Genomic DNA, 15,014 nt, shown 5'->3' with positions numbered 1-15,014 from the left:
CCCGGCGCTCCCAGCATCCCCGCCTCGTCGGTGCCCGACCGCCCCCGGGCGTCACCGGCCGAGCAGGTCGCGCAGGCCGCAGCCCAGCTCCCGGTACTCCTCGGGCCGGTTGTAGAGCTGGGCACTGATCCGCAGCACCCCGCCGCCCGGCCAGGGCCGGACCGCCACCCGGGCCTGCAACCGCCGGGCCACCGCCACCATCAGCGCCTTCGCGGCGTGGTCGCTCTCGGCCACGCCGGGCGGCAGCCGCAGGGCCCGCATCGCCACCCCCGGCATCACGGCCAGCGGCCGCAGCCCCGCCCGGTCCGCCAGCTGCCGGGCGCCGTACCCGACCAGTGCCTCGTTGTGGGCGCGGACCCGCTCCGCGCCGAGCTGTTCCAGCAGGGTGAACCCGGCCGGGGCGGCCAGCCACGGCGTGTAGTCGGCGGTGCCGCGCCACTCCACCCGGCCGGGGAAGCCCCGGTCGTGCTCCCAGGACAGGGTCAGCGGCCGGATCCGCGGCCGCCAGGAGCCGCCCACCGCGAGCACGGCGGTGGCCCTGGGGGCGAAGGCCCATTTGTGGAGGTTGCCGAGCCAGAAGTCCGCGCCGCCGGCGCCGTTGCCCAGGCGCACCGGCAGCATGCCCGGTGCGTGGGCGGCGTCCACCACCGTGACCACCCCGCGCGCGGCCAGTTCGGCCAGCAGCGGTGCCCCGGCGATCTCGCGCGCGGTCGGCGAGGTGACCAGGTCCAGTACGGCGATCCGGGTGCGCGCGCCCACCGCGGCGAGCACCTGCGCCCGGACCGCCGCCTCGTCCGGGGTGTGCAGCGACAGCCGTACCGTGCGCACCCGGGCACCGGTCTCGGCGGCGCGGCGGCGGGCCGCCTCGGTGACCACGCCGTAGCCGTGGTCGGTCACCAGGATCTCGTCCCCCTCGGCGAGCGGGACGGAGTCCAGCACCACCGCCATGCCCTCGGTGACGTTGGTGAGCAGGGCGAGCCGGTCCGGTTCGGCGCCGAGCGCGGCGGCGACCCGGGCCCGGGCGCGGGCGATCCGGTCCGGCAGGTCGGCGAAGAATCCGTCGGGGTCCTGCTCCTGCTCGGCCCGCAGCCGGGCCTGGATCCGCTGCACCGGTGCCGGGACCGCCCCGTACGAGCCGTGGTTGAGGTGGGCCACCGCGGGGTCGAGGGTGAACAGCCCGCGGGCGCCCGGCACCGGTTCGGGGAGGCCGCCGGCCGGCGCGCTCATCGGGCATCGTCTGATGTGTGACATTTCACACTGCATAGTTCTAGCCGAGGGACCACGCCCGGGGCAAGCATCTGTGCCCGTGACCCACACCGACCCCTTCCTCTCGCTCAGCGCCCGCACCGGCCGTTTCGGTTTCGGCTCGCCGCGCGCCGCCACCCTGTCCGAGGACGGCACCCGGGTGCTGTTCCTGCGCTCCACCGGCCCCCTGGACCCGGTCGAGCGGCTCTGGCTGCTCGACCTGACCACCCGGACCGAGCGGCTGGTCGCCGACCCGGTCGCGATCGCCCCGCAGCGCACCGGCGACCCGGCCGACCTGCCCGTGGCCGAGCGCCGGCTGCGCGAGCGGACCCGCCTGTGGGCCCCGGGCATCGGCTCCTTCGCCGCCACCGCCGACCTCGCGGTCGCGGTCTTCACCCTGGACGGCCGGCTGCACCGGACCGTCACCGACACCGCCGTGACCACCGAACTGCCCACCGCGGGACCGGCGTTCGACCCCCGGCCGGACGCCACCGGGCAGCGGGTGGCCTACCTCACCGGCGGCGCCCTGCACCTCACCCCGGCGCCCGCGCTGCACCCCGGCGGTCCGCTCGCCCCGCTCAGCCCGCCGGACGGCGCGCTCTGGGGCACCGCCGAGTTCGCCGCCGCCGAGGAGCTCGGCCGCCACCGCGGGCACTGGTGGTCGCCGGACGGCCGCGCGGTGCTGGCCACCCGGGTCGACGAATCCGCCCTGCCGCTACGGCACTTCGCCGACCCGGCGCACCCCGAGCAGGCCCCCGACACCTTCGCGTACCCGCAGGCCGGCGGCCCCAACGCGGACGTCCAGCTCTGGGTGCTGGCGCTCGACGGCCACCGGGTACGGCTGCGCTGGGACACCGCCGCGCACCCGTACCTGACCGCGGCCGGCTGGGAGGGCAACGGCGAGATCCTGCTCACCGTGGCCGACCGGCTCCAGCAGTGCGTGCTGCTGCTCAGCGCCGACCCCGCCACCGGCGAGACCCGCGAACTCTCCCGCACCACCGACGAGTTCTGGGTGGACGAGGTGCCGGGCACGCCCGCCCGGCTGGCCGACGGACGGATGCTGACCGCCGCCGACACCCCGGACGGCGGGGCCCGCGGGCTCGCCCTGGACGGCCGGATCCTCAGCGACGAGCGGCTCCAGGTCCGCCGGGTGGTGGGCCGCCTCGACGGCCGGCTGCTGATCGAGGCCAACGAGGACCAACCCGCCGACCAGCACGTCTACCTGCTCGACCCGGACGGCGGCGTGCCGGAGCGGCTCACCGAGGGCGCCGGCGTGCACTCGGCCACCGCCGCCGGCGGCACGCTGCTGCTCACCTCGGCCACCCCGGACGGCATCCACCGCACGGTGCACTTCCGGGGCGAGCGGATCCCGCTCGCCGACCACGCCGAGCCGCTGCCGTACCGGGTCCGTCCGCAGCTCGCCCGGGTCACCGAACTCGGCCTGCCCACCGCCGTGGTGTACCCGCGCGGCCACGTCGCCGGAGAGCGACTGCCGGTCCTGCTGGACGTCTACGGCGGCCCGGGCGCGCAGGCGGTGGCCAGCGAGCCCCGGCGCTGGCAGGTCCGCCAGTGGTGGGCCGACCAGGGCTTCGCGGTGGTCACCACCGACAACCGCGGCACGCCGTTCGTCTCCCCCGCCTTCACCCGGGCGATCTTCCGGCGGTTCTCCCAGGTAGCGATCGAGGACCAGGTCGCCGCGTTGCGGGCGCTCGCCCCGGACCACCCGGACCTCGACCTCGAACGGGTCGGCGTGCGCGGCTGGTCGTACGGCGGCTACCTGGCCGCGCTCGCCGTGCTGCGCCGGCCGGACGTGTTCCACGCCGCGAGCGCCGGCGCCCCGCCCACCGACTTCCGGCTCTACGACACCGCCTACACCGAGCGCTACCTGGGCCTGCCGCAGGACAACCCGGAGGGCTACCGGGCCGACTGCCTGATCGAGGACGCTCCCGCGCTGCGCCGCCCGCTGCTGCTGATCCACGGCCTGGCGGACGACAACGTGCACCCCGCGCACACCCTGCTGCTCTCCGAGGCGCTCACCCGGGCCGGGCGCCCGCACAGCCTGCTCGCCCTGCCCGGGGTCAGCCACCTGACGGCGGGCGGGGTGATGGAGCAACTCGCGGCCCTGGAACTCGACTTCCTGCGCGGCGCGCTCGGCTGAGGGCCCACCGTCAGGGCCCGGGCACCGCGGGTGACGAGCGCCCGAGGTCTTCCATGTGACCGATGACATGTGAAATATTACGCCCGCTCACCCGACCACCCCCGTCCGGAAAGGACCGGTCAGTTGCGCAGAATCTCTGCGGCCCTCGCGGCCGCACTCAGCACCGGTGCGATAGCGGCCACCATGCTGGGGACCCCCGCCTACGCCCGCCCCGCCGTACCCGTGAGCGTCACCGGCCAGCAGGCCGCCGTCGGCGCGCCCGCCGCCGACGGACAGGAGGGCCCGCAGCAGGAGCTCTCGCCCCAGGAGCGCAAGCGCCAGGCACTGCGCGGCCTCGCCCTGGAGCAGGTCAACAGCGGCGCCGTGGCGAAGACCGCGGCCGGCACCACCCCGGCCAAGGTGAAGATCGGCAACGACTACGTCCAGCTCGCGCAGCAGCGCAAGGACAAGGTCTTCGTGATCCTCGCCCAGTTCGGCGACGAGGTCGACAACTCGACGCTCTACAACGGCCAGCCGCGCTACGGCGGCACCCCCGGGCCGCAGCACAACACCATCCCGCAGCCGGGCAAGGACGACACCCACACCTTCTGGAAGAACGACTTCAGCCGCGCGTTCTACCAGCAGATGTTCTTCGACGACTCCCCCGGCGCCAACTCGATGCGCAACTTCTACCGCACCCAGTCCTCGGGCCGGTACGACATCGAGGGCACCGTCAGCGACTGGGTGACCGTCCCGTACAACGAGGCCCGCTACGGCAGCAACAAGGGCCCGCAGGGCAGCGGCGCCTGGACCCAGGCGCAGGAGTTCGTCCGGGACGCGACCAAGGCGTGGTTCGACGGCGAGATCGCCAAGGGCCGCACCCCCGCCGACGTGAAGGCCGAGCTGGCCCAGTACGACGTGCAGGACCGCTACGACCACGACAAGGACGGCGACTTCAACGAGCCGGACGGCTACCTGGACAACGTGATCGTGGTGCACGCCGGCGTCGACGAGACCTGGGGCGGCGGCGCCCAGGGCGCCGACGCACTGTGGGCGCACCGCAGTTGGGACCTCCCGGACCCGACCGGCCAGAGCGGCCCGGACGGCAACCGGATCGGCGGCGCACCGGTCGGCGACACCGGCCTGTACGTCTACGACTACGTCCAGGCGGGCGAGAACAGCGGCGTCGGCCTCTTCTCGCACGAGTACGGCCACAACCTCGGCCTGCCGGACCTCTACCCGACCAACGGCGGCGACAACGCGGTCAACTTCTGGTCGCTGATGTCCTCCGCGTCCTACCTGGGCAAGGGCAAGAACACCACCGGCGAGTTCCCCGGCGACCTGGACGCCTGGAGCAAGCTGCAACTCGGCTGGCTCAACTACGACGAGGCGCAGGCCGCCACCCGTTCCAGCCACGCGCTCGGGGTCAGCGGCTACAACACCGACCAGGCCCAGGCCGTGCTGGTGCACCTGCCCCCGTCGCAGACCACCACCTCGCTGGCGGTGCCCGCCGAGGGCGCGGCCCAGTGGTGGAGCGACACCGGCGACAACATGGACGCCTCGCTGACCCGCACCCTGGACCTGCGCGGCCGCTCGACCTCCGCCGCGCTGGACGCCTCGGCCTGGTACGACATCGAGCAGGACTACGACTTCCTCTCGGTCGAGGCCTCCACCGACGGCGGCCGCAGCTGGACGGCGCTGCACGGCACGGTGAACGGGGCGCCGATCGGCGACACCACCGCGCTCACCCCCGGCCTGACCGGCACCTCCAACGCCTGGACGCAGCTGCACATCCCGCTGGACGCCTACCTGGGCCGCCAGGTGCAGGTCCGCTTCCACGTCACCTCGGACGGCAACACGCACGGCCGCGGCGCACTGATCGACGCGGTCAAGGTGACCGCCGACGGCGTGCGGATCGTCGAGGACGGCGCCGAGACCGGCGGCCAGGACTGGGCACTGACCGGCTTCTCGGTCATCAAGGGCAAGGACGCCGTCAAGGACCACCCGCGCGCCTACCTGGTCGAGAACCGCCGCTACGTCGGCTACGGCACCTACCTGAAGACCGGGCCCTACAACTTCGGGTACTCCGGCATCTGGGGCAAGGCCAACATCATCGACACCTACCCGTACCAGGAGGGCGTCCTGGTGTGGCTGTGGGACACCGCCTACGAGGACAACAACACCAAGGACCACCTCGGCGGCGGCCTGATCCTGCCGGTGGACGCGCACCCCGAGGTGAACTACTTCAACGGCGGCACCGCGGTCAACGGCCGGATGCAGAGCTACGACGCGCCGTTCTCGCTGCAGCCCACCACGGCGTTCCAGCTGCACAACGTCAGCGCGGTGACCAAGTTCCCGGCGAAGCCCGCCGTGCCGGCCTTCAACGACCGCACCGGTGACTACTACAACCCGGCCGCACCGCAGCTGGGCGTGAAGGTGCCGAACACCAACACGAAGATCGAGGTCGTCCGGGAGACCCAGGGCGGCAAGCTGACCACCATCAAGGTCGGCCCGGCCGCCTGATCGAGGCGCAGGGCGACGCTACCCCGAGGAGGGGCGCCGGGGATCCCCGGCGCCCCTTCCGGCCTGTCCGGCCACCACCGGGGAACGGGCACCGGCCCGCCGCGGCCCGGTCAGAACCCGCGGCCGCCCGCGCCGCCGCGCAGCAGGGCGACGGCCTCGGCGAACTCGGCCGTGGCCAGCCGGTGGGCCTCCCCGATCGGGGTGCCGCCGTCCAGCCGCTGCCAGTTGAGCCGGGCCAGCTCCTGCCGCACGCCGATGAACTGCACCGCCACCAGCTGCGGCGCCAGCCCGCCCGCGCCGGGCAGCGCCTCGGCGAGCGCGGCCGCCAGGTCGTCGGTGTCGCGCGCGATGTAGTCCAGCAGGTGCGAGGACAGGCTCGGGGTGTCGTAGATCAGCCGCATGAAGGCGAGCACCTCGGACTCGTCGTTCAGCCCGGTGTTCGGGTCGTGCGCGGCCAGCCGCTCCAGCTGGTGGCGCTCCAGCGCGGCCAGCGGGGTGAGCGGGGCGGGGCGCTCGCGCACCACCCGGGCCGCCTCGCCCAGGTGGTCGGCGATCCGGTGCAGGACCAGCTCCTCCTTGGTGGCGAAGTAGCGGAACAGCGTCGGCTTGGAGACCTCGGCGGCGGCGGCGACCTCGGCCACCGACACCCGGTCGAACCCGTGCGCAAGGAACAGCCCGATCGCGGTGTCGGCGATCGCCTGCCGGGTGCGCTGCTTCTTCAGGGCTCGTAGTCCCTCGGGCTCATCGGTCATAGCTCAATCATAACCCGGATACTTTTGTGACTCGGTTGTATTTCTGCCTCGGTTGCGATTCCCTGGAGGGAGCCGACCGAGCAGAGGGAGAAGCAGATGCCGACCGTGGTGATCGTGGGGGCCGGACCGACCGGACTGACACTGGCCTGCAGCCTGGCCCGCCAGGGCGTCCAGGTGCGGGTGCTGGAGCAGGCGACGGAGTACGCCTCCGGCTCGCGCGGCAAGACGCTCAACCCGCGCAGCCTGGAGGTGCTGGCCGACCTGGGGATCCTCGACCGGCTGACCCCGCACGGCCGGTCCCGGCTGCCGTTCCGCAAGTACTTCGCCGGCGAGTTCGTCGAGGACACCGACCCCTACGCGGGCGTCCGGCCGACCCCCGCCGCCCCGTACGAGGCCGGCCTGTTCCTGCCGCAGTGGCGGGTCGAGAGGGCGCTGCGCGAGCTGCTCGGCGAGCTCGGCGGGCGGGTCGAACTCGACAGCCGGGTCGAGCGGTTCGAGCAGGGCCCGGACGCGGTGCGGGTGCTGCTGGCCGACGGCCGGGCGGTCACCGGCGACTACCTGGTGGCCTGCGACGGCGGCCGCAGCACGGTGCGCAAGCGGCTCGGGATCCCGCTGGAGGGCAGCAGCGACCCGGAGTTCGCGCTGGTGTGCGGCGACGTCGAGGTGGCGGGCCTGGAGCCGGACGCCTGGCACCAGTGGTTCGGCCCGGAGGGCGCGCTGATGCTCTGCCCGTTCCCGGGCGAGCGCAGCTGGCAGCTCCAGGCCTCCCCGGAGTTCGACGCGGACGGCGTGCCGCTGCCGCCCTCGCTGGAGAGCTTCCAGCGGCTGGTCGAGCTGCGCACCGGGCGCAGCGACATCCGGCTGTCGGAGGCCACCTGGCTGTCCACCTGGCGGGTCAACGTCCGGATGGTGGACCGCTACCGGGTGGACCGGGTGCTGCTCGCCGGGGACTGCGCGCACGTGCACCCGATCGCGGGCGGGCTGGGCATGAACACCGGCATCCAGGACGCCTGGAACCTGGGCTGGAAGCTCGGTCACGTGCTGACCGGCCTGGCCGGGCCCGGACTGCTGGACACCTACCAGGAGGAGCGGCTGCCGATCGCGGCCTGGACGCTGGGCGTCAGCAGCGAGGGGATGGCGGCGGTGATCGAAGGCGTGCGCACCCCGGGCGTGGGGGTGGAGGCCGGCCGGCTCACCGACACCACCGGGCTGGGCCTGGACTACCGCTGGAGCTCGCTGGCCGAGGACCGGCTCGGCGGCCCGCTGCGCGCCGGCGACCGTGCACCGGACGCCCCCTGCACCGGCCCGGACGGCGAACCGGTGCGGCTCTTCGAGGCCTTCGCGGGCAGCCACTACACCCTGCTCGGCTTCGGCCCGGCCGCCCGCTCGGCGCTGGCGGACCTGCCGGCGCACGTCCGGGCGGTGGCGGTCGAGGCCGGCGCGGGCTCGCTGGTCGACCACGGCGGGCACGCGCGCCGCGCCTACGGGGTGACCGGGGACGCGCTGGTGCTGGTGCGGCCCGACAACCACGTGGCGCTGACCGTGCCGGCCGGCCCCGCGGCCGGGCCCGCCGTCCGGGCGTACCTGGACCGGCGGTGAGACCGGTACCAAGGCCGGCAGCGAGGCCCGCAGGACTGCCGGCGGGCCCGCGCAGGGCGGCGCGCGGCCGATCCTCCGTCAGTTCCGTTGCCCTGAAGGGGTGGTGACCCTAACAGATTCGGGCATATGCCCGACGAATATGACGGATTCCGACCCACGGTCGAACCACGGGGGTTAGCGTTACGCTCCGACGAGGTTACCGCTAGTGAGCGCGGTGCCACACGCGGGGCCCCTCGATGGGCGCCGCAGGAGGGGTGCGTGTCGGTGCCGGGGATCGATGACTGCCTTGACGAGGCCATGGGCGTGCCGGGCGCGCTCGGCGTCAGCCTGGTCGACTGGACCAGCGGGCTGGCGCTGGGCACCGCCGGGGAAGGTCCGGGCGGTGACCACGAGGCCGGGGCCGCCGACGCGACCGAGCTGGCGAGAGCGGTGACCCAGAGCGCGTCCTTCGCGGACCCGGCCGCCGGGACGGCTCCCGCCGAGGACCTGATCCTCAGCTCGGCGGGCGCCTACCACCTGGTCCGCTTCCTGGAAACGGACTTCGACAGCAACCTGATCCTCTACCTGCGGCTCGACCGGGACCGGGCGAACCTCGCCCTCGCCCGACTCAGACTCGCCGCCATCGCCGAACAGTTGGTGCTCGACTGATGACCACCGCCGCACTCGGCGTGCCGACCCTGCACGCACCCGTCCTGCGCCTGCCCCGCCGGCGCCGCTCCGGCTGCTCACCGGCCACCGTCTTCGAGACCGCGCTGACCGACCTGGCCGCGCAGCGCGCCACCGGCGTCATCACCGGCACCGACGGCTCGCTGTACCTGCACGACGGCTCCGTGGTGCACGCCGAGAGCCCGTCCGCCCCCGGGGTCGGGTCGCTGCTCACCGGCTGCGGGCGGCTCACCCCCGCCGAGTGGGCCGGACACCTGGAGGGCCACCGGACCGACGGCCGGCCGCTGGCCGAGCAGTTGGTCGGTTCCGGCCGGGTGAGCGCCAGCGAGCTGCACCTGTGCCACCTGACCGCCGTCCTGGACGCGGCGTTCTTCGCGCTCGGGCAGGCCGAGGGCGAGATCCACTTCTCGGCTGCCGTCGAACCGCGGTTCACCCTGGCCCGTCCGATGAGCGTGCGCGAGCTGCGCGCCGCGGCCGGCCGGCGGCGGGCCCTGCTCGACCGGGTCTGGCCCTGCCCCCAGCTGGACACCGCGACCGTACGGCGCCGGCCCGGCGCGGTACCGCGGGCCTGCACCCGGCGGCGGCGGGCGGTGCTGGAGGCCGCCGACGGACTGCGCACCCCGGCCGAGATCGCCCGGCTGCTCGGCCGCTCGACCTTCGGCACCGTGCTCGACATCAGGCACCTGGCGGCCGGCGGTCTGATCGAGTCGGCGGCACCGGTGCCCGAGCCCGCACCGGCACCGTCGTTCCCACCGGTGACGGTGCCGCCACCGCGCGCCGCCCCGGAGCCGTCCCCCGCTGCCCCTCAGGTGCTGCTCCCGTCCCGGCCGCATCCCACCGCACCCGTCCTGTTCCACGATCCGTCAGATCCGCACGTCGCCCTGCTGCTCAGGATCCGAGCCGGCCTGGAGGCCCGACTGTGAGTGTTGTTCCGCCCGTCCTTACCGCCCGCCCGACCGAGTCATGAAGCGCACCTTGCGACAGTTCACCGGCCGCCGGCCCCCCGTGCTGATCGATCCCGAGCTGCTGTCCGAGCCGGAGGTGCTCACCGAGTTGCGCGGCCTGCGGGCCCGGGTGCCGCACCTGACCGGCAGTCTGGTCGCCACCACCGACGGTCTGGTGGTCGCGCACGACACCACCGACCTGGAGCCGGCGGGGGTCGCGGCGCTGACGGCGGCCGCCCTCGGGGTGGGCGCCCGGCTGGCGGAGGCGACCGGCCAGGGCGGGTTCCGCGAGCTGCTGACCCGCGGCGAGTTCGGCTACACGGCCACCTACGCGGCCGGCGCCTTCGTGGTGCTGACCCTGCTGGCCGGCCCCGAGGCCAACATCGGGCGGCTGCACCTGGAGGCCCGCCGCGCCGGCGGCCGGATCTCCTCGATCGCGGACGCCGCCCTGGAGCGCCAGGACCAGCGCGACCGACCGGCCGGACCGCCGACCACGGGCCACCGCCCCATGTGATTGCCCGAGTGCCCGAGTTACCGAATTACCGCGTCACCGCGTCACCGATGCACGATCCGACAACCCTTCGTACCCGGATGAAAGAGGACACCATGGCCAACACCGACAGCGCGCTCAAGGACATCATGAACTCGATCGACGGCACCATCGGTGTCGCTCTGGTCGATTACAACAGCGGTATGGCTCTGGGCATCCTCGGCGGCTCGCCCGATCTCGACCTGAACGTGGCGGCGGCCGGCAATACCGACGTGGTCCGCGCCAAGGTCCGGGCGATCGAGCTGCTCGGCCTCAAGGAGGCGATCGAGGACATCCTGATCTCGCTCAGCAGCCAGTACCACCTGATCCGGCCGCTCACCGGCCGTTCCGGCAAGGGCCTGTTCCTGTACCTGGCGCTCGACAAGGGCCGGGCCAACCTGGCGATGGCCCGGCACCAGCTGAAGCGGATCGAGGCCGAGCTGGAGGTCTGACCGGCGAACGCCGACCGCAGCCCCGGGACGGGTGTCCGGGGCGGCGGTCGGCGCGGAGCCCGGCCGGGCGCGGCCCGCTGTTACGGTTCCCCGCCGACGCCCGGCCGGGGGTCTGGGCCCGGGGAGCGGTCAGCCCTCCGGGAAGTGGCAGGCCGCCTGCCGGGCGGAGTCCGCGGAGGTGATCCTCAGCAGCGGGGCCTCGGTGCGGCAGATCTGCTGCGCCTTGGGGCACCTGGGGTGGAAGGTGCAGCCGCTCGGTGGGTTGGCGGGGCTCGGCGGGTCGCCGAGCAGCACGATCCGCTCCCGCCGCCGTTCGGCGAGCGGGTCGGGCAGCGGCACGGCGGACAGCAGCGCCTTGGTGTAGGGGTGCGCCGGGCGCTCGTACACCTCGCGCTTGTCGCCGATCTCGACGATCCGGCCGAGGTACATCACCGCCACCCGGTGGCTGATGTGCCGCACCACGGCGAGGTCGTGCGCGATGAAGACGTACGCGACGCCCAGCTCCCGCTGCAACCGCTCCATCAGGCCGACGATCTGGGCCTGGATGGAGACGTCGAGGGCGGAGACCGGCTCGTCCGCCACCACCAGTTCGGGGCGGGTGGCCAGCGCGCGGGCGATGCCGATCCGCTGGGCCTGGCCGCCGGAGAACTGGTGCGGGTAGCGCTCCAGGTGCTCCGGGGCGAGCCCGACCAGCCGGATCAGGTCGCGGACCTCGGCGGCGATCCGCTTCGGCTCGGTGCCCTGGGCCCGCAGCGGCGCGGAGACGATCTGCTGGACGGTCTGCCGCGGGTTGAGCGAGGCGAACGGGTCCTGGAAGATGATCTGGAGCTTGCTGCGCAGCGGCCGCAGCTCCCGCTGGCCGATCCGGGTGATGTCCCGCCCGTGGAAGCCGACCCGGCCGGCCGTCGGGTCGAGCAGCCGGACCAGCATCCGTCCGGTGGTGGACTTCCCGCAGCCGGACTCGCCGACCAGCCCGAGCGTCTCGCCGGGCCGGACGTCGAAGCTCACCCCGTCGACCGCCCGGATGCCCGCGCGCCGGCGGAAGGTGCCGTTGCCGCCGGGGAAGGTCATCCCCAGGTCCTGCACGGTGAGCAGCGGGGCCGTCATGCGGTCACCTCCTGGTGGGTGGTGCGGCCGGCGGACGGCGGGTCCAGCAGGCAGGCGGAGCGGTGCTGTTCGGCGACCAGGCGCAGCGGCGGTCGCCCGTCGGTGCAGACCGCGCGGACCTCCTCGGGGGCGGCGGCGTACCGCGCGCAGCGCGGGTGGAAGGCGCAGCCGGCCGGTGGCGACAGGAGCGAGGGCGGGCTGCCGGGGATGGCGTGCAGCGGGTCGCCGTCGGCGGCGTCGAGCCGGGGCAGCGAGTCCAGCAGGCCCTGCGTGTAGGGGTGCCGCGGCGTGCTGAACAGCGTTTCGGCGGGGGCCTGTTCGGCGGCCGCGCCGCCGTACATCACCAGCACCTCGTCGGCCACCCGGGCGATCACGCCGAGGTCGTGCGTGATCATGATGATGCCGAGGCCGCGGTCCTGCTGGATCTTCATCAGCAGTTCCAGCACCTGGGCCTGGACGGTGACGTCGAGGGCGGTGGTGGGCTCGTCGGCGATGATCAGGTCGGGTTCGCAGGAGAGCGCCAGGGCGATCATCGCCCGCTGCCGCATGCCGCCGGAGAACTGGTGCGGGTACTCCCCGGCCCGGCGGGCCGGTTCGGGGATGCCGACGTCGCCGAGCACCTCGACGGCGCGGGCCAGGGCGGCCCTGCGGCCGGTGCCGAAGTGCGCCCGGTGGGCCTCGGCGATCTGGTCGCCGATGGTGAAGTAGGGGTGCAGCGAGGTGAGGGCGTCCTGGAACACCATCGCCATCCGCCGCCCGCGCAGCTGCCGGACGGTCTCCTCGGGGGCGCCGATCAGCTCGGTGCCCTGGAAGCGCACCGATCCGGTGACGGCGGCGCCGCGGTGCAGGCCCATCACGGCGAGCGAGGTGACCGACTTCCCGGAGCCGGACTCGCCGACGATGCCGAGCGTGCGGCCGGCCTCGACGGTGAAGTCCACGCCGCGGACGGCCCGGACGACCCCTTCCGCGGTGGTGAACTCCACCGCGAGGTCCTTGACTTCGAGCAGGGTCACGACAGCCTCGCCCTCGGGTCGATCCAGGCGTAGACCACGTCCACGATCAGGTTGGAGGTGACGATGAAGAAGGAGGCCAGCAGCGTGACACCCATGATCACGGGCTGGTCGGCCTTGTTCAGCGAGTCGGCGAACAGCTTGCCGACGCCCGGCAGTCCGAACAGCGACTCGGTGATCAGCGCGCCGGCCAGCAGGCCGCCGAGGTCCATGCCGAGCATGGTGGCCACCGGGGTGAGGGCCGGGCGCAGGCCGTGCTTGGCCACCACCCGGCGTTCGCGCAGGCCCTTGGCGCGGGCGGTGCGGACGAACGGCTCGGCCATCGTCTCGATCACCGAGTTGCGGGTCATCCGGGCGTACATGGCGGCGGACATCAGCGCCAGCGTGATCCAGGGCAGGATCAGGTTCTGGATCCACTGGAACGGGTGCTCGCCGAACGCGATGTAGCGCGGGTAGGGGATCAGGTTCAGCTGGCCGACCACGAAGTAGAGCAGGACCATCGCGGTGAAGTAGACCGGCATGGCGGCGATGCCGATGGTGCCGACCATCAGGGTGCGGTCGAGCCAGGTGCCCCGGCGCAGGGCCGAGACCACGCCGGCCGCCAGGCCCATCACCAGCCAGAGGAAGGCGGCCCCGACGGCGAGCGAGGCGCTGGCCGGCAGGCGGTCCATCATCAGGTCCCAGACCGGCTGGGCGCTCTGGTAGGAGTAGCCGAAGCAGGGGAAGCCGCAGTGCACGGCGTAGCTGCCGCTGCCCAGGGTCTGGCCGGCGAAGATGCCGACCAGGTAGCGGCCGAACTGGACGGTGACCGGGTCGTCCAGGCCCATCTGCTGGCGCACCAGCAGGATCCGGTCGGCCGAGCAGTCCTTGCCGCAGAACTGCGCGGCCGGGTCGCTGGGGAGCAGGTAGAAGACGGCGAAGGTGATGGCGGCGATCACCACCAGGGTGAGCAGGATGCCGGCCACCCGCCGGATCAGGAAGGCGATCATGCCCGGCTGCCCTTCGGGTCGAGGGCGTCGCGCAGCGCGTCGCCAAGCAGGGTGAAGGCCAGCACGACCAGGAACAGGCAGAGGCTGGGCAGCAGGAAGAACATCGGGTCGACCTTGTAGTAGGGCACCGCGTCCGAGATCATCTGCCCCCAGGAGGGCGTCGGCGGGCGGACCCCGACGCCGAGGTAGGTGAGCGCGGCCTCGGCCCCGATCAGGCCGGGGATGGCCAGCGTGACGTACACGATGATGGTGCCGGTGAGGTTGGGCAGGATCTCGGTGAACAGGATCCGGGCGCTGGAGGTGCCGCAGGCGCGGGCGGCCTCGACGTACTCGCGGTGCTTGAGCGAGAGGGTCTGACCGCGGATCAGCCGGGCGATGTACGGCCAGCCGAAGACGCTCATCACCAGGATCAGCAGCAGGATCCGGTTGGCGTTCCGGGCCACCGAGAGCAGCGCGATCATGAAGATCAGGCTGGGGAAGGACATCATGATGTCCATGAAGCGGCTGATCACGGTGTCGGTGCGGCCGCCGAAGTAGCCGGCGGTGATGCCCAGCAGCACGCCGATCACGGTGGTGACCAGGGCGGCGCTGAACGCGACCAGCAGGCTGATCTGGCCGCCGTACAGGAGCCGGGCGAACACGTCGTGGCCCAGGCCCGGTTCGACGCCGAGCCAGTGCCGGGTGCCGGCGCCGCCGAGGGCGCCCTTGGGCAGGCCGCCGAGGTAGAGGTCGAGGGCCTTCTTGTCGGTGTCGGCCGGGCCGTAGCCGCTGATCGCGGTGAGCACGGGGGCGAGCAGCGAGCCGAGCACGAAGAAGGCGATGATGCCGAGGCCGGCCATGGCGGGGCGCTGGCGGCGCAGGCGGTGCCAGGCGAGCCGCCAGGGCGAGGCGGGCGGGCCGGCGGGGCCGGCAGCGGCGTCGGCGGGGCCGGCAGCGGGGCCGGTGGGGTCGGGAGCGGGCGGCGCGGCGGGCGCGGGGGCGGGGTCGGCGGCGCTGACCACCGCCCCCGCTCCCTGGGCTGCTGCCTCGGGGAGCGGGGCGGTCACAGGTCAGGCTCCTGA

At 73.7% G+C, this 15,014-nt stretch carries 13 protein-coding genes; 7 read left to right on the top strand and 6 right to left on the bottom strand.

Annotated elements, in window-relative coordinates; all coding sequences use genetic code 11:
• Positions 1-51: 51 nt before the first annotated feature.
• Entirely contained in the window at positions 52-1,227 is a 1,176-nt protein-coding gene (locus ABT014_RS11460; RefSeq protein WP_350638477.1) for an aminotransferase class V-fold PLP-dependent enzyme, read from the bottom strand.
• Between the two features lie 79 nt (positions 1,228-1,306).
• Here ABT014_RS11460 and ABT014_RS11455 point away from each other — a divergent pair, with 79 nt between their 5' ends.
• Both ABT014_RS11455 and ABT014_RS11450 read left to right on the top strand, forming a co-directional pair.
• Positions 1,307-3,403, top strand: coding sequence for a S9 family peptidase (locus ABT014_RS11455; RefSeq protein WP_350638476.1), 2,097 nt, complete (start codon positions 1,307-1,309; stop codon positions 3,401-3,403).
• A 123-nt stretch (positions 3,404-3,526) separates the two neighbouring features.
• Positions 3,527-5,905, top strand: coding sequence for an immune inhibitor A domain-containing protein (locus ABT014_RS11450; RefSeq protein ID WP_350638475.1), 2,379 nt, complete (start codon positions 3,527-3,529; stop codon positions 5,903-5,905).
• Positions 5,906-6,015: 110 nt separating this feature from the next.
• Here ABT014_RS11450 and ABT014_RS11445 read toward each other — a convergent pair whose 3' ends face one another.
• Positions 6,016-6,657 carry a TetR/AcrR family transcriptional regulator gene (locus tag ABT014_RS11445; protein ID WP_350638474.1) on the bottom strand — a complete coding sequence of 214 codons (642 nt, stop codon included), beginning with the start codon at positions 6,655-6,657 and terminating at the stop codon, positions 6,016-6,018.
• Between the two features lie 96 nt (positions 6,658-6,753).
• Here ABT014_RS11445 and ABT014_RS11440 point away from each other — a divergent pair, with 96 nt between their 5' ends.
• From ABT014_RS11440 to ABT014_RS11420, 5 genes are all read left to right on the top strand, one after another.
• Complete coding sequence (locus tag ABT014_RS11440; protein ID WP_350638473.1) at positions 6,754-8,256, top strand: FAD-dependent monooxygenase; 1,503 nt, start codon at positions 6,754-6,756, stop codon at positions 8,254-8,256.
• Positions 8,257-8,520: 264 nt separating this feature from the next.
• The gene (locus ABT014_RS11435; RefSeq protein ID WP_350638472.1) at positions 8,521-8,904 is read left to right on the top strand and encodes a hypothetical protein; all 384 of its coding nucleotides are present in this window, start codon (positions 8,521-8,523) and stop codon (positions 8,902-8,904) included.
• Positions 8,904-9,845, top strand: a complete 942-nt coding sequence (locus tag ABT014_RS11430) for a transcriptional regulator (RefSeq protein ID WP_350638471.1) — start codon at positions 8,904-8,906, stop codon at positions 9,843-9,845. The genes ABT014_RS11435 and ABT014_RS11430 overlap by 1 nt, the downstream gene beginning before the upstream one ends.
• 40 nt (positions 9,846-9,885) lie before the next feature.
• The gene (locus tag ABT014_RS11425; protein WP_350638470.1) at positions 9,886-10,380 is read left to right on the top strand and encodes a roadblock/LC7 domain-containing protein; all 495 of its coding nucleotides are present in this window, start codon (positions 9,886-9,888) and stop codon (positions 10,378-10,380) included.
• Positions 10,381-10,472: 92 nt separating this feature from the next.
• Positions 10,473-10,847: a roadblock/LC7 domain-containing protein gene (locus tag ABT014_RS11420; RefSeq protein ID WP_350638469.1), complete on the top strand. Its 375-nt coding sequence runs from the start codon at positions 10,473-10,475 to the stop codon at positions 10,845-10,847.
• Between the two features lie 129 nt (positions 10,848-10,976).
• On the opposite strand, the gene ABT014_RS11415 is transcribed toward ABT014_RS11420, so the two are convergent.
• Genes ABT014_RS11415 through ABT014_RS11400 form a run of 4 tightly spaced genes read right to left on the bottom strand, consistent with a single transcriptional unit; the run spans position 10,977 to position 14,999 of the window.
• The gene (locus ABT014_RS11415) at positions 10,977-11,954 is read right to left on the bottom strand and encodes an ABC transporter ATP-binding protein (RefSeq protein ID WP_350638468.1); all 978 of its coding nucleotides are present in this window, start codon (positions 11,952-11,954) and stop codon (positions 10,977-10,979) included.
• Positions 11,951-12,967, bottom strand: a complete 1,017-nt coding sequence (locus ABT014_RS11410; RefSeq protein ID WP_350638467.1) for an ABC transporter ATP-binding protein — start codon at positions 12,965-12,967, stop codon at positions 11,951-11,953. The genes ABT014_RS11415 and ABT014_RS11410 overlap by 4 nt, the downstream gene beginning before the upstream one ends.
• Positions 12,964-13,953, bottom strand: coding sequence for an ABC transporter permease (locus tag ABT014_RS11405; protein ID WP_350638466.1), 990 nt, complete (start codon positions 13,951-13,953; stop codon positions 12,964-12,966). The genes ABT014_RS11410 and ABT014_RS11405 overlap by 4 nt, the downstream gene beginning before the upstream one ends.
• Entirely contained in the window at positions 13,950-14,999 is a 1,050-nt protein-coding gene (locus ABT014_RS11400) for an ABC transporter permease (RefSeq protein ID WP_350638465.1), read from the bottom strand. The genes ABT014_RS11405 and ABT014_RS11400 overlap by 4 nt, the downstream gene beginning before the upstream one ends.
• Positions 15,000-15,014: the final 15 nt, after the last annotated feature.

The organism is Kitasatospora sp. NPDC094015 (assembly GCF_040304075.1).
Taxonomy (GTDB): Bacteria; Actinomycetota; Actinomycetes; order Streptomycetales; family Streptomycetaceae; genus Kitasatospora.
This window is presented reverse-complemented; position numbering and strand designations above follow the sequence as displayed.

Coding starts and splice junctions, on each gene's coding strand:
- ABT014_RS11405 (WP_350638466.1), bottom strand. CDS start 13,953: ATGATCGCCTTCCTGATCCGGCGGGTGGCCGGCATCCTGCTCACCCTG.
- ABT014_RS11425 (WP_350638470.1), top strand. CDS start 9,886: ATGAAGCGCACCTTGCGACAGTTCACCGGCCGCCGGCCCCCCGTGCTG.
- ABT014_RS11415 (WP_350638468.1), bottom strand. CDS start 11,954: ATGACGGCCCCGCTGCTCACCGTGCAGGACCTGGGGATGACCTTCCCC.
- ABT014_RS11440 (WP_350638473.1), top strand. CDS start 6,754: ATGCCGACCGTGGTGATCGTGGGGGCCGGACCGACCGGACTGACACTG.
- ABT014_RS11430 (WP_350638471.1), top strand. CDS start 8,904: ATGACCACCGCCGCACTCGGCGTGCCGACCCTGCACGCACCCGTCCTG.
- ABT014_RS11460 (WP_350638477.1), bottom strand. CDS start 1,227: ATGAGCGCGCCGGCCGGCGGCCTCCCCGAACCGGTGCCGGGCGCCCGC.
- ABT014_RS11420 (WP_350638469.1), top strand. CDS start 10,473: ATGGCCAACACCGACAGCGCGCTCAAGGACATCATGAACTCGATCGAC.
- ABT014_RS11445 (WP_350638474.1), bottom strand. CDS start 6,657: ATGACCGATGAGCCCGAGGGACTACGAGCCCTGAAGAAGCAGCGCACC.